The 14,035-nt window shown below is 71.4% G+C and carries 11 protein-coding genes; 7 read left to right on the plus strand and 4 right to left on the minus strand.

What is annotated here, in order from left to right; all coding sequences use genetic code 11:
- The first annotated feature begins 81 nt into the window (after positions 1-81).
- From MB828_RS32055 to MB828_RS32070, 4 genes are read left to right on the plus strand one after another with little or no spacing between them, the layout of a single operon-like run.
- A complete protein-coding gene (locus MB828_RS32055; protein WP_301651227.1) occupies positions 82-591 on the plus strand; it encodes a cupin domain-containing protein in 510 nt (169 codons plus the stop codon).
- Positions 588-1,496 carry an acyl-CoA thioesterase gene (locus MB828_RS32060; protein ID WP_301651228.1) on the plus strand — a complete coding sequence of 303 codons (909 nt, stop codon included), beginning with the start codon at positions 588-590 and terminating at the stop codon, positions 1,494-1,496. Before MB828_RS32055 ends, MB828_RS32060 begins: the two co-directional genes overlap by 4 nt.
- Before the next feature lie 46 nt (positions 1,497-1,542).
- Entirely contained in the window at positions 1,543-3,195 is a 1,653-nt protein-coding gene (locus MB828_RS32065) for an AMP-binding protein (protein ID WP_301651229.1), read from the plus strand.
- An 11-nt stretch (positions 3,196-3,206) separates the two neighbouring features.
- Positions 3,207-5,591 carry a bifunctional salicylyl-CoA 5-hydroxylase/oxidoreductase gene (locus MB828_RS32070; protein ID WP_301651230.1) on the plus strand — a complete coding sequence of 795 codons (2,385 nt, stop codon included), beginning with the start codon at positions 3,207-3,209 and terminating at the stop codon, positions 5,589-5,591.
- Here MB828_RS32070 and MB828_RS32075 read toward each other — a convergent pair.
- From MB828_RS32075 to MB828_RS32085, 3 genes are all read right to left on the minus strand, one after another.
- Positions 5,574-6,896: a DUF3500 domain-containing protein gene (locus MB828_RS32075; protein WP_301651231.1), complete on the minus strand. Its 1,323-nt coding sequence runs from the start codon at positions 6,894-6,896 to the stop codon at positions 5,574-5,576. The two genes, MB828_RS32070 and MB828_RS32075, sit on opposite strands and share 18 nt — an antisense overlap.
- A 147-nt stretch (positions 6,897-7,043) precedes the next feature.
- The gene (locus MB828_RS32080) at positions 7,044-8,534 is read right to left on the minus strand and encodes a sensor histidine kinase (RefSeq protein WP_301651232.1); all 1,491 of its coding nucleotides are present in this window, start codon (positions 8,532-8,534) and stop codon (positions 7,044-7,046) included.
- The gene (locus MB828_RS32085) at positions 8,531-9,253 is read right to left on the minus strand and encodes a response regulator transcription factor (protein ID WP_301651233.1); all 723 of its coding nucleotides are present in this window, start codon (positions 9,251-9,253) and stop codon (positions 8,531-8,533) included. Before MB828_RS32085 ends, MB828_RS32080 begins: the two co-directional genes overlap by 4 nt.
- A 360-nt stretch (positions 9,254-9,613) precedes the next feature.
- Between MB828_RS32085 and MB828_RS32090 the strand changes: the two genes are divergently transcribed.
- Positions 9,614-10,120, plus strand: coding sequence for a transglycosylase SLT domain-containing protein (locus MB828_RS32090; protein WP_301651234.1), 507 nt, complete (start codon positions 9,614-9,616; stop codon positions 10,118-10,120).
- A 28-nt stretch (positions 10,121-10,148) separates the two neighbouring features.
- Here the strand turns inward: MB828_RS32090 and MB828_RS32095 are convergent, their stop codons facing one another.
- Complete coding sequence (locus MB828_RS32095) at positions 10,149-11,600, minus strand: purine-cytosine permease family protein (RefSeq protein ID WP_207920654.1); 1,452 nt, start codon at positions 11,598-11,600, stop codon at positions 10,149-10,151.
- A gap of 231 nt (positions 11,601-11,831) precedes the next feature.
- Here MB828_RS32095 and MB828_RS32100 point away from each other — a divergent pair, with 231 nt between their 5' ends.
- Entirely contained in the window at positions 11,832-12,647 is an 816-nt protein-coding gene (locus MB828_RS32100) for a serine hydrolase (protein ID WP_301651235.1), read from the plus strand.
- A gap of 194 nt (positions 12,648-12,841) precedes the next feature.
- Positions 12,842-14,023, plus strand: a complete 1,182-nt coding sequence (locus MB828_RS32105) for an AI-2E family transporter (protein WP_430381455.1) — start codon at positions 12,842-12,844, stop codon at positions 14,021-14,023.
- The last annotated feature ends 12 nt before the right edge of the window (positions 14,024-14,035 follow it).

Raw genomic sequence — 14,035 nt, forward strand, 5'->3', positions numbered from 1 at the left:
AAATGACGACCGTGAAAAATACGAGATAGAGCACGGTCCTGTTCCGGACCCCCGCAAGCCCACGGAAACGGAGCCGATTCCATGGAGCCCGCCCCGCGGCGGCAGCCGCATCCCGAGCACAGCAGTGAGTACCGCGTCGAGGGCGACAACACGATGTACCGCCTGCCCAGCGGCATCGTCGCCCCCGTGGTGACACGGGCCGGTCTGGAGGACGTGAACACCGCCGACTCGGGCGGCGCCGTCCGCGTGTCGGGCGTCAGCGCCCAGCACACCCCGGCGCGCCGCCTCTGGTACGGCAAGGTCAGCAACGAACCCGGGTACCGCTCGGTCACCCACCACCACGGCGAGGCCGAGACCGGCGGCTACGTCCTGTCCGGCCGGGCCCGGATCTACTTCGGCGAGAAGTTCGAGGACTACGTCGACATGGAGGAGGGCGACTGGGTCTTCGTCCCGCCCTTCATGCCGCACGTCGAGTGCAACCTCTCCCGCACCGAACCGCTGGTGTGGATGACCACCCGGACCCCGGACAACATCGTGGTGAACCTGCCCGACGTGGCCGACACCGACCTGCGCGACTGGCTGAACCGGTGAGCGCCGCGCCGGCCGCCCCGACCTCCGAGATCGTCACAGCGGCCCTCACCCTGAAGCCCGCACCGGCCGAGCACTTCGACCTCGCCTTCACCGCCACCACCCAGCCCTGCCCCTGGCCCAAGGCCTACGGCGGCGACCTCGTCGCCCAGGCCGCGGCCGCGGCGATGCGGTCGGTGCCCGACGGCAAGTCCCTGCACTCGATGCACAGTTACTTCCTGCGCCCCGCGGACATCGGTGCCGAGGTCCGCTACGAGGTGGAGGTGCTGCGCGACGGCCGCGGTTACAGCACCCGCCAGGTACGCGGCTACCAGAACGGCAAGGTGCTCTACGTCTGCCTCGCCAACTTCGCGGCGGGGGAGCCCGGTTCGTCGTTCCACGCCGAGTTCGCCGAGGACGTCCCCGAACCCGAGGACCTCCCCAGCTCGGCCGAGTACCTCGCCGACCGTACCGGCGGCACCATGACCGCCGAGTCCAAGGCCTACTGGCGCGGCGGCCGCGGTTTCGACATGCGCCACGTCCCCGGCCCCGTCTACCTCACCGTCGAGGGCGAACGCCTGCCCCACCAGGCCGTCTGGGTCCGGCCGTTCGACGCGCTGCGCCCTGTCGACGGACTCACCGACGCCCAGCGGGACCTCGCCGCCCTCGCCTACGTCTGCGACTACACCATCCTCGAACCCGTCCTGCGAGTCCTCGACCTGGCCTGGGCGGACCCCGGCCTGGTCACCGCCAGCCTCGACCACGCGATGTGGTTCCACCGGCCCGGTCCGGTCGGCGACTGGCTCCTCTACCTCCAGGAAGCGGTGGCCGCCGACGCGGGCCGCGGACTGGGCACGGGTCGCTTCTTCACCCGCGACCACCGCCACCTGGCCACCGTGGTCCAGGAGGGCATGATCCGCCCCGCCTGAGCCGTCCGCCGTACGCCACCGGCGGGCTCCCGGAAGGAACCTCACGTTGGCTCTTCCGCTCTCTCCCACCTCGCACGTGGACACCTTCGCCCGGGACCACCTCCCGCCCGCCGAACAGTGGCCCGTCATCGAGTTCACCACACCCGAACTGACCTACCCGGCCCGCCTCAACGCCGCGGCCGAACTGATCGACGCGGCCGTCGGACGGCACGGCCCCGACCGGCCCGCCCTGCGCACCCCGGCCGGGGAGCTGTGGACCTACGGCGACCTGCGCACCCGCGCCAACCAGGTCGCCCGGGTCCTCACCGAGGACCTGGACCTGGTCCCCGGACAGCGTGTCCTGCTGCGCGCACCCAACAACCCCTGGGCGGTGGCCTGCTGGCTCGGGGTCCTCAAGGCCGGCGGGGTCGTGGTGACCACCATGGCGGCACTGCGCGCCCGCGAGATCGTCCCGATCGCCGAACGGACCCAGCCGTCCGTCGCCCTGGTCGACCACCGCTTCACCGAGGACGTCCACACGGTCCGCGACACCGCGCTGCCCGGCCTGCGCGTGGTCGCGTACGGCGGCACCGGCGCCGACGACCTGCTCGCCCGGTGCGCGGCCAAACCGGGTGAGTTCACCGCCGTCGACACCGCCGCCGACGACGTGGCCCTGCTCGGCCCCACCTCCGGGAGCACCGGCGTCCCGAAGATCACCATGCACTTCCACCGGGACGTCCTGTCCATAGACAACACCTTCGGCCGCCACATCCTGCGGCTGCGGCCGGACGACGTGGTCGCCTGCACCGCGCCGTTCGCCTTCACCTTCGGGCTCGGCATGCTGGTCGTCTTCCCGCTGCGAGCCGGTGCCTGCGCCCTGCTCACGGAGACGGCGACCCCCGCCCAACTCGCCGGCCTCGTCGAGAAACACGGCGTCACCGTCCTCGCCACCGCCCCCACCGCCTACAAGGCGATCACCCGCGACGGCGGGGAACGGCAACTGGCGGGCCTGCGCGCCGGCGTGTCGGCCGGTGAGCACATACCGCTCACCACCTGGGAGGAGCTCCGGGAGCGCATCGGCCTGAAGGTCATCGACGGCATCGGCGCGACCGAGCTGCTGCACATCTTCATCTCCGCCGCCGGCGACGACATCAGGCCGGGCGCCACCGGCCGCCCCGTCCCCGGGTACCGCGCGACCATCCTCGGCTTCGACGGCGAGGAACTCGGCCCCGGCGAGCCCGGACGGCTCGGCGTCATCGGCCCGGTCGGCTGCCGCTACCTCGACGACAAGCGCCAGCACGACTACGTCGTGGGCGGCTGGAACGTCACCGGTGACATCTTCCACCGCGACGAGGACGGCTACTTCTACTACCACGCCCGCAGCGACAACATGATCGTGTCGTCCGGGTACAACATCGGCGGCCCCGAGGTCGAGGCGGCCATCGACACCCACCCCGACGTCGTCGAGTCGGCCGTCGTGGCCCGCCCCGACCCCGAACGCGGCTCGGTCGTCTGCGCCTTCGTCGTGCTGCGCGAAGGCGTCACCGGGGACCCGGCGAAGGCCAGGGAGATCCAGGACCACGTCAAGCGGGTCCTGGCGCCCTACAAGTACCCGCGGGACGTCCGCTTCCACGACGTCCTGCCGCGCAACACCAGCGGAAAGCTCCAGCGGTTCGCGCTCCGCAAGATCATCGAAGCAGAGCAGGCCGCTGAGCGGTGAGAGGAACTCCCTTGAAGATCGCGATCATCGGCGGTGGCCCGGGAGGTCTCTACCTCGCGGCCCTGATGAAGCAACTGGACCCCGCCCACGAGATCACCGTGTGGGAACGCAACGCCCCCGACGACACGTTCGGCTTCGGCGTGGTCTTCTCCGACGAGACGCTCGGCGGCATCGAGAACGCCGACACCGTCTTCTCCGAGGCGATGTCCCGCCGCTTCGCCCGCTGGACGGACATCGACATCCACTACCGGGGTGAGACCCACACCGTCGGCGGCCAGGGCTTCGCCGCCATGAGCCGCAAGGAACTGCTGCACCTCCTCCAGGAGCGCTGCCGTGAACTCGGTGTCGACCTGCGCTTCTCCACCCTCGCCCCCGCCGTCGCCGGACTGCGGGCGTCGTACGACCTGGTCGTGGGCGCCGACGGCGTCAACTCCGGCGTCCGCACCGCCCACGAGGACGTCTTCCGTCCCCGGCTGGACCGCAGGCACAGCAAGTACATGTGGCTGGGCACGGACCGGGTCTTCGAGGCCTTCCAGTTCTTCGTCAAGGAGACGGAGTGGGGGGTCGTGCAGGTCCACGGCTACCCCTACTCGGACAGTGGCTCGACGTTCATCGTGGAGATGCACGAGGACGTCTGGCGCCGGGCGGGCTTCGACGCCACCGAGGACGTGGTGTTCGCGCCGGGCGTGTCCGACGAGCGGGCCGTGGCCCGGATCCGCGAGCTGTTCGCCGAGGAGCTGGGCGGCCACGAGGTGTTCGCGAACAACTCGAAGTGGCTGAACTTCACCACGGTCCGCAACCGGCACTGGCACCACGGCAACCTCGTCCTCATCGGCGACGCCGCCCACACCGCCCACTTCTCCATCGGCTCCGGCACCAAGCTGGCCATGGAGGACGCCCTCGCCCTCGCCGCCTGCTTGCATGAACACCCGGACGCGGAGAGTGCGTTGACGGCCTACGAGGCCGAGCGCCGCCCCGTGGTGGAGTCCACCCAGCGGGCCGCACAGGCCTCGCTGGAGTGGTTCGAGAACATCGGCATGTACGCCCGCCAGGAACCAGCCCAGTTCTGCTTCAACCTCCTCACCCGCTCGCGCCGTATCACCTACGACAACCTGCGCACCCGGGACCAGGAGTTCGCCGACGTCGTCGACCAGGCCTTCGCGCAGGCGCAGGGGCTGGACACCCAAGCTCCCGCGATGTTCCAGCCGTTCCGCATCGGGCAGCTGGAGCTGAAGAACCGGGTCATCGTCTCCCCGATGGACATGTACTCCGCCGTCGACGGCGTCCCCGGCGACTTCCACCTCGTCCACCTCGGCTCCAAGGCCATGGGCGGGGCGGGGCTGGTGATGACGGAGATGGTGTGCGTCTCGCCCGAGGGCCGCATCACCCCCGGCTGCACCGGCCTGTGGAACGACGAGCAGCGCGACTCCTGGCGGCGCGTCGTCTCCTACGTCCACACCCACAGCACCGCCCGCATCGGCCTCCAGCTCGGCCACTCCGGCCGCAAGGGCTCCACCCGCCTGATGTGGGAGGGCATCGACGAACCCCTTCCCGACGGCAACTGGGAGACCGTCGGCCCGTCCCAACTGCCGTACGGACCCGGCCTGCCGGTACCCCGCGAGCTCACCCGCGCCGACCTGGACCGGATCACCGCCGAGTTCGTGGCGGCGGCCCGCCGAGGCGCCGAGGCCGGTTTCGACCTCCTCGAACTCCACTGCGCGCACGGCTACCTGCTGTCCTCGTTCCTGTCCCCGATCGCCAACCACCGCACGGACGAGTACGGCGGTTCCCTGGAGAACCGGCTGCGCTACCCGCTGGAGGTCTTCGACGCCGTCCGCGCCGCCTGGCCCGCCGAACGCCCCGTGATCGTGCGGATCTCCGCCACCGACTGGGCCCCCGACGGCAACACCGAGCACGACGCCGTCGAGATCGCCCGCGCCTTCATCGCCCACGGCGCCGCCGCCATCGACGTCTCCACCGGCCAGGTCACCAAGGAGGAGCAGCCCGCCTACGGCCGCTCCTACCAGACCCCGTTCGCGGACCGGATCCGCCACGAGGTGGCCGCCGCCAGCGGTACCGCCGTCATCGCGGTGGGCGCCATCGCCTCGTACGACGACGTCAACTCCATCCTGCTGGCCGGACGCGCCGACCTGTGCGCGGTGGGCCGTACCCACCTCTACGACCCGCACTGGACCCTGCACGCGGCCGCCGACCAGGAGTACCGCGGTCCGGCCGCCGAGTGGCCGGTGCAGTTCCGGGCCGGCCGCCGCAAGCCGCCCACCTCACGGACCGACGCCGTGCGCCCCCGCCTGTCGCTGCTCCGGGCGGACCAGGCGGGGGAGAGCGTCCACCTGCGGTGGAAGCCGGCGGGGGAGGGGCTACCTGTGGTGCGGTGACGTCAGGTAGTGCTGGCGGAGCAGTTCCTTGCCGTAGTCGTTGCCGTTGGGCGTGCGGATGATCGAGTGGACGTGCATCTGCGTCGGGACGCCCTCCGCGCCGCCGTACGCGCCGCGCAGCGGACCGGGTGCCTGGCAGTCGACCTCGACCCAGACCACGGGGCTGTGCACGCGGACGTAGAACGCGTCGTCGGCGCCCGTGCCGCCGGCCCAGGTCACGTACGTGTCGTCGAGATGCGCCCGGACCTCGGCCATCCGCACCCTCGCCGCATCGGCCCTGGCCCGGTCGACGAACGCCTCGACGATCCCGAGCAGCTTCTGCCTCTGGACGCGGGTGAGGGCGTCGCCGCGAAGACCCTCGTACGCCTGGACCGCGTTGTCGGAGAAGGCGCCCGCCTTCATCGACTCGCTGGTCTTGGTGGCGGAGACGATCGCGACCGACTGCTGGTCCGCGGAGAGGGAGTTGACGAAGGCGAGGCTCGCCAGCACCTCCTCGTGGCAGACGGTGACCGTCTCGCCGTCGATCTCCATGGAGGTCGGCTCCGAACCCCAGAAGCAGGGGCTCATGACGACCTGGTCACCGAGGACGAAGTAGTTGATCACGCAGTGGTGGCCGTCGAACTGGAAGCCCCAGGGCTCGGTCGCGGACGGGGTGCCCATGAGGGTCCAGTAGTAGGCGTCCTCGTTGAAGGACTTCGTGTTGCCGATCGCCTCGCCGGCCGCCTGGTTGATCCGGCGGATCTTCTCCGTGGTCTCCAGGCCGTCCGCGCTGAGCGCGGCCTTGAGCAGGGCCGTGCCCAGGTCCTTCTGGGTGTCGCTCAGGTCCGCGAGCGACACGCCCTGCCGGCTGTAGGAGTCGACGTTGCTCCACAGCCGCCACTCGGTGGAGTGGACCGTGAACTGGGTCGCGGACTTCTGGGTGTCGGTCAGACCGGCCAGGAACGCGTTCGCCGCGGTGATGACGGGCGCGGTGTCGACCTTGGTGGAGTGGATGGTGAACAGGTCGTCGATCCGCCTGCCGTCCGTCGTCAGGCCGAAGAACTCCTCCGTCAGCGACTGGTCGCCCGGTCCGCCGGCGCCCCCGCCCGGTCCGCCGCTCGGCGCGGCACTGGGGGAGGGGCTCGCCGACGCGTCGGCCGTACCGGTGCTGTCGTCGGCGAGCGCCGTCCAGGCCCCGGCGCTGCCCATCGTCGCCAGGGCGGTCGCCCCGGACGCGAAGAACACCTTGCGCATGAAGGTGCGGCGGCTCGCCTCGGTCCGCTCCGGTACGCGCACCGGGCCGTCACCGGTGTCGATCTCGGGCATGCGGCTCCCTTCGTCGTGGGCGCGTCCCTCGTGGACGGCCACCGGACGACCAGCGTGCTGCGCCCACCTGAGGCTGGGCTGAAGCGCGTTGCCCGATCCCCCCGAATAGCCGCCGATGACCTGCGGTTATGTGGGGACGCTGTGGATTCAGGAAAGCCTCAGGGTGAGGTGGGCGGCGGAGGGAGCCAGCGGCAGGGTGACGGTGAACTCGGTGCCGCCGGGCGCGCCGGTCACCTCGACGCGGCCGCCGTGGGCCTGGGTGATCGCGGCGGCGATGGCCAGGCCGAGACCCGCCCCGCCCGCCGTGCCGGGCGTACGGGAGCGGGAGGCGTCACCCCTGGTGAAGCGTTCGAACACGGTCGGCAGCAGGTCGGGCGGGATGCCGGGGCCGTCGTCGTGCACGCGGATCACGCAGTGTGCGTCCGCCGTCTCCACGGTGACGGTGACGCGGGTGCCGGTGGGGGTGTGGGTGCGCGCGTTGGCCAGCAGGTTCGCCACCACCTGGTGCAGCCGGGCGGTGTCGCCGAGCACGGTCGCGGGCGCGTCGAGGCGCAGCACCAGCTGCCAGTGGTGGCCGGACCCGGCGGCCCGCGCGTCCCACACCGCGTCCCCGACCAGGGTGGCCAGGTTCACCTCCGCCGACTCCAGGGGGCGGCCCTCCTCCAGACGGGCGAGCAGCAGCAGGTCCTCGACCAGTCCGGTCATGCGCGCCGACTGGGCGGACACCCGGCGCCAGGCCAGGTCCGGTTCGATCTTGTGGGCGTCCACGCCCATCAGCATCAGCTCGGCGTACCCGGCGATCGAGGCGAGCGGGGTGCGCAGCTCGTGGCTGGCGTCGGCCAGGAAGCGCCGCATCTGCTCCTCGGCGCGCTGGCGTGCGCACAGGGACCACTCGACATGGTCGATCAGCCGGTTGAGCGCGACCCCGACCTGGCCCACCTCGGTGCGCGGATCGGTGTCCGGCGCCGGGACCCGGGTGAGCCCGGTGACCTCGCCCCGGTCGAGCGGTGCCCGGGAGACCTCGACGGCGGTGGTGGCGACCCGCCGCAGGGGCCGCAGCTGGCGCCGGACCGCCATCGCGGACACGGAACCAGCGAGCACCAGCCCGATCCCGGCGATGCCGGCCTCGACCCCGACCAGGGAGTCGATCATCTGCTGCACGCTGCCCACGGGCAGCCCGGCCAGCATGGTGGTGCCGCCCTCGGTGACGGCCGTCAGCCGGTAGGCGCCCAGACCGGGGATCGTACGGGTGCGCAGGGTGCCGTCGGCGGGGATGCCGGCCAGGGCGGCCCGCTGGGCGGCGGTGAGGGTGCGCGGGCCGTCGTCGGTCACCACCTCGGCGGTGGATATCCGGTTCCCGTCCATGAGGGCGGCCAGGGTGCCGGTGTGCTGGCCGCGCTCGTTGAGGAAGCCGAGGCTCGCGCCGGGAGGACCGTGCTCCCGGCCGCCCTGGCTGTGCTCGGCGGCATCGGTCACCCGCTGGTCCAGGTCTCTGATCAGGTAGGACCGCTGGACGAGGACGGTGGCCACGGCCATCGCCGTGCACACGGCGGCCAGGGTCAGGGAGTGCACGAGGACCATACGGGCCCGCAGTGAGCGCCCGCGGAGCGCGGCCAGGGCCCGGCGCGGGGACCTCATGCCTCGTCGTCCGCCGGCCTGATGACGTAGCCGGCGCCGCGCACGGTGTGGATCATCGGCCGGCGCTCCTTGTCGATCTTCGCGCGCAGGCCGTAGACGTACACCTCGACCAGGTTCCCGCCGCCGTCGAAGGAGCTGTTCCACACGTGGTCGAGGATCTGCGTCTTGCTGAGCACCTGGCGGGGGTGGCTCATCAGGAACCGCAGCAGGTCGAACTCCTTCGCGGTGAGCGAGATGGCCGTGTCGCCGCGGCGCACCTCGCGGGTCCGTTCGCCGAGGACCAGGTCGCCGAGGACCCGCACCCCGTCCTCGGCGTCCTCGCCGGCCCCGGAACGGCGCAGCAGTCCGCGCAGCCGGAGCATCACCTCCTCCACGGAGAAGGGCTTGGTCACGTAGTCGTCGGCGCCGGAGGAGAGCCCGTCGAGCCGGTGCTCCACGGCGTCCCGGGCGGTCAGCATGAGCACGGGCAGCCTGGTGTTCTCGTACCGCAGCCGGCGCAGCACCTGGATCCCGTCCAGGTCCGGGAGCATGCCGTCCAGCACGACCGCGTGGGGGCCGCACCTGCGGGCGGCGCGCAGCGCGCCGTACCCGTTCGGCGCCACGTACGGCCGCCAGCCCGCCGCTGTGACGGCGACGGAGAGCAGCTCGGTCAACTCGGGTTCGTCGTCGACGATCAGCACCCGGATCGCGCCCGGTGCCGCTGGGGGGGTGTCAGACATGAGCGGATGCTCTCGCGAGGGGCTGTACGGGAGCTGTGGACGGCTCAGGAGCGTGACGCCACCCATAGGGGCCAGATCACATCCTATGCGCCGTCGTAGGAACGGATGCCACTGAACAGCCCACAAGCATCATATAGCGGACATTTCGCCTCATTCATACGAAGCGGCGTAGTACGTCACATCATTGCGTCCCGCCGCGGGCGCCGCTAACCATTGCTCTCGTCGCCGGGACGAGGCGGCGGACCGAGCGGATCCCCGCCGGGTCCGTCCACTCCCGCCGGCAGCCCGGGGCCCCGCCCCCACGCCGCCGCTCACGCGGCCGGCGCCGACGCCGTCCCCCACCGGAAGAGTTTCCCTCACATGATCCTGACCAACCGCACCCGCATCGCCCGTCTCGGCCTCGCCGGCCTCGCCACCACCGGTGCCGCGGCCGCCGCGCTCACCCTGGTGCCGGCGAACGCGCAGGCCGCCGAGCTGACGCAGGCGCACACCGCCACCGTGGCCTCGGCCTCCGGTGACAGCAGCACCGCACAGCAGTCCGGCAAGGCCAACAACCTGGACGGCTGGATCAAGCAGTCGCTGCAGATCATGAAGGCCAAGGGCATCCCCGGCAGCTACGAGGGCCTCAAGCGCAACATCATGCGCGAGTCCGGTGGCAACCCCGCCGCCCAGAACAACTGGGACGTCAACGCCCAGCAGGGCACCCCCTCCAAGGGCCTGCTCCAGGTCATCGACCCCACCTTCAAGGCCTACCACGTCGCCGGTACCGCGCAGAACGTCACCGACCCGGTGGCCAACATCACCGCGGCCGCCAACTACGCCGCCCACCGCTACGGCTCGATCGACAACGTCAACTCCGCGTACTGACGGCCGCGCGGCCGGTCCGGCGGACGCCCTACGGCTCGCGGTGCTCGTGCGCCGCCTGCTCCAGGGCCGCGGCCTCCGCCTCGGCGATGCGGGTCTCCTCCTCGACGTCGATGGAGCGGGTCAGCACCCAGTACAGGACCGCCGACACCGGCAACCCGATGAACAGGGAGATGTCGGCGCCGTCCAGGGCCTTGGCGGCCGGGCCCACGTAGAGCGTGCCGACGGAGAAGAACGGGATCATCACGGCGAACCCCACCAGGTAGGAGATGATCCCCTGCCAGCCCCAGCGGCCGTAGATGCCGTTCGGTTTGAAGATCTCGGCGATCGCGTAGTGCCCGCGGCGCACCACGTAGTAGTCCATCAGGTTCACCGAGGTCCACGGGATGAACAGATACAGCACCAGCAACAGGAAGTTGTTGAAGTTCGTCAGGAAGTTCGCGGTCGCCGCCAGCGCCCCGATCAGCGAGAGCACCGCCGTCACGATCAGCGTGACCAGCCGCACGCTCAGGGTCGGCCGGATCCGTCTGAAGGAGTCCAGGGCGCTGATGAGGGTGAGCGAACCGCCGTACATGTTCAACGCGGTGACCGAGATCAGGCCCAGCGCGGCGAACAGCAGCACGATCGCGCCGAAGCCGTCGAAGACCTTGTCGCCGGCGGCGTTGATCGAGGAGATCGTGTCGAAGCCGTCACCCGCCCAGGCCGCCAGCAGCGTGCCGAGCACCATCAGCCAGATGCCGCCGAGCGCCGAACCGAAGTACGTCCAGTAGAACGTCTTGCGGACGGTCACGTCCGGCGGCAGGTAGCGCGAGTAGTCCGAGACGTAGATGGCCCAGCTGATCTGGTACCCGGCGACCACGCCGAACTGGGCGAGGAACGGGGTGGCCTTGAAGGCGCCGAGGTCGAAGGAGCCCGCCGGATAGTGCAGGGTGACCAGCACACCGACGGTGAAGATCCCGAAGATGACCAGGAAGGCGTACGTCAGGACCTGCTCGGCCCTGTGGATGATGTCGTAGCCCACCAGCGCGACGACCAGGGCGATCACCGTGACGACGGCCACCCACAACTTCACCCCGCCGTGGATCGTGGCGTGCAGGGACTCGCCCGCCAGGATGGTGTTGAACACGTTGAAGCCCGCGTACTGCACATACGCGAACAGCCACACCAGCAGCGCGCCGACGTAGCCGAACTGCGGCCGCGACTGGATCATCTGCGGCAGGCCCAGCTGCGGCCCCTGCGCGGAGTGGAACGCCATGAAGAACGTGCCGATCAGGGTGCCCGCGACGATCGCCAGCAGCGACCAGATCAGGTTGCCGCCCTCGGTGATGCTGATCAGGCCCACGGCCAGGGTGGCGATCTGCGCGTTGGACATGAACCACAACGGGCCCAGGTGCCACAGCTTGCCGTGCCGCTCGTCCAGCGGCACGTAGTCGATGGACCGGACCTCCAGGCCGCCCACCCGCGGTTCCGCCGATGTGCTCATGGCACCTCCCAGGGCTGGTCCGCCACTCTGGTCACATTCTTCCCCCGTACGGGCCCGGATGAGGCATCCGGAATTCCTGTCCCGTACACCGGCACGGCCGGCACGGGTCCGCTCCTGTTGTCCTGCTCACAAACCGGCCGCGGCGTGGCGGCCGTCATGTCGCTCGCCGGGCATTTTGTCTACGTTCGCAGTCCTGTGCCCCTGCGACCCGAACTGCGAAGGCGCCCCGCGATGCTCAACCGAACCCTGTCCGTCCTGGCCACGGTGGTGACCCTGCTCGCCGGAGCCGCGCCGGCGGCCATGGCGGCCGGCAGTGGCACCGGCACCGGCACGACGACCGCCGACTTCCGCACCGCCGTGGGGGCGCGGGGCGAGTCACGGGTCACGGCCGCCGTCCTCGACCTCGACGGCACCGGACGGGACCCGGCCGTCTACGGCGACGACACGCCGTACGACACGGCCAGCATCGTCAAGGTCGACATCCTCGCGGCGCTGCTGCTGCACGCGCGCGACCACCGGCGCGACCTCACCGCGCGGGAGAGCGCCCAGGCGGACGTGATGATCCGCGACAGCGACAACACCGCGGCCGGCGCCCTGTGGCGGGCCATCGGCCAGGCGCCCGGTCTGGAGTCGGCGAACAGGCGGCTCGGTCTGACGTCGACCACGGGCGGCCCGGACGGCAGGTGGGGGCTCACCCGGACCACGGCGAGCGACCAGATACGACTGCTGCGCGCGATCTTCGCCACCGACGGCACGGCGCTCGACGCGCCGTCCCGGAACCGGATCCGCACCCTGATGACCCAGATCGCCGCCGACCAGTCCTGGGGTGTCTCGGCCGCCGCCGACTCCGGGTGGGCCCTGAAGAACGGCTGGCTGATGCGCACCGCCACCGGCCTGTGGGACATCAACAGCGTCGGACGCGTCACGGCCGGCGGACACCACTACCTCGTCGCGGTCCTCTCCGACGGCAACGCGTCGATGCCGGACGGCGTACAACTGGTCGAACGAGCGGCCCGCACAGCCGTCACCACAACAGCGCCCCACTGACCCACACGACCCCGGCCGCCCCCCCCGCCGACGCGCTCGGCCCTGCGTCGACCCGCGAAGACTCACAGCGGACAGGGGCGCTCCGTGTGCCCACCCGCTGTGGCCCGGTGCTGACCCCCTTGGCCCAGTGCATGCCGCTTGGTGTCCGAATTGCGCCTAACGTGCAGTGAAGGCGGAGGTCGGCAGCGGGAGGCGTGGTGGCGGGTGCGGGCGGACCGGCGGCCGGGCGGGGCCGGACACGCCGGGCGCGCGGCGCGGCGGCCGGCAACCGGCCGGTACGCGCGGTGTGGATCCCGAAGCGGGCCCGCGACCCGCGCGCCTCCGCCTCCGTGAGCGCGGTCGTCGTCCCCGCCCTGCGGATCGCCGGCGCCTACGCCTGGCGGCTCATCGTGGTCGGCATCGTCGTCTACGGCGTCTTCATGATCCTCGGCCGTTTCCAGCTGATCGCCGTGGCCCTGTTCCTGGCCCTGGTGGTGACCTCGGTCCTGCGTCCGCTCGCCGACCTGATCGGCCGGTGGCTCCCCAGGCCGCTGTCGGTGGCCGTGAGCATGGTCGGCAGCATCTTCCTGTTCTGCGGACTGCTGGCCCTGGTCGGCAACGCGGTCGCGCAGGAGTCGGCGACGCTCACCGACGAGTTCCGCGGCGGCATCCACCGGATCGAGGTCTGGCTCCAGCACCCGCCCTTCCGGCTCGGCCCGGGCGCCCTGTCCCGTCTCCAGCAGCAGATCGTGGACTACGTCCAGGCCCACCGCTCCAACCTGGTCAGCAGGGCGCTCAGCGGCTTCGGCACGCTCGTCGAACTGGTCACCGGGGCCGCGCTCGCCCTGTTCGCCTCGGTCTTCTTCATCCACTCCGGTGAACGGCTGTGGGCCTGGACCAGCCGCGAACTGCTGCCCGCCGGCGCCCGGCCCGCCTGGGAGCGGGCGGGACGCGCGGCCTGGCTGACGTTCGCCGGATACACCCGCGGCATCATCATCGTGGCCGCCACCAACGCCGTACTCGTCGGCGTCGCCCTGCTCGTGCTGCGGGTGCCGCTCGCGCTGCCGCTCACCCTGCTGGAGTTCTTCGCCGCGTTCGTCCCGCTGGTGGGCTCACCGGTCGCGCTGGGCGTGGCCACCGTGGTCGCGCTGGCCGGGCGCGGACCCTTCACGGCCGCCGCCGTCCTGGTCCTCATCGTCGTCATCGGGCAGCTGGAGGGACACGTGCTGCACCCGCTGGTGATGAGCTGGGCGGTACGTCTGCACCCCCTGGTCGTCGCCGTGTCCGTCATCGCCGGCAGCATCGTGGCGGGGGTGATCGGTGCCGTGGTGGCCGTGCCGTTCATCTCGGTGATCTGGGCGGTGGTGCGGGCCCTGCGGCCCGCACCACCCCCCTGACCGGCCTCCGGG

Origin of the sequence: Streptomyces arenae (assembly GCF_022343545.1) — a bacterium.
GTDB lineage: Bacteria > Actinomycetota > Actinomycetes > Streptomycetales > Streptomycetaceae > Streptomyces > Streptomyces humi.

Excerpts from the sequence above, each read along its gene's own strand:
- MB828_RS32055 (WP_301651227.1), top strand. The coding sequence starts at position 82 with ATGGAGCCCGCCCCGCGGCGGCAGCCGCATCCCGAGCACAGCAGTGAG.
- MB828_RS32075 (WP_301651231.1), bottom strand. The coding sequence starts at position 6,896 with ATGCCCGAGATCGACACCGGTGACGGCCCGGTGCGCGTACCGGAGCGG.
- MB828_RS32080 (WP_301651232.1), bottom strand. The coding sequence starts at position 8,534 with ATGAGGTCCCCGCGCCGGGCCCTGGCCGCGCTCCGCGGGCGCTCACTG.
- MB828_RS32085 (WP_301651233.1), bottom strand. The coding sequence starts at position 9,253 with ATGTCTGACACCCCCCCAGCGGCACCGGGCGCGATCCGGGTGCTGATC.
- MB828_RS32090 (WP_301651234.1), top strand. The coding sequence starts at position 9,614 with ATGATCCTGACCAACCGCACCCGCATCGCCCGTCTCGGCCTCGCCGGC.
- MB828_RS32095 (WP_207920654.1), bottom strand. The coding sequence starts at position 11,600 with ATGAGCACATCGGCGGAACCGCGGGTGGGCGGCCTGGAGGTCCGGTCC.
- MB828_RS32100 (WP_301651235.1), top strand. The coding sequence starts at position 11,832 with ATGCTCAACCGAACCCTGTCCGTCCTGGCCACGGTGGTGACCCTGCTC.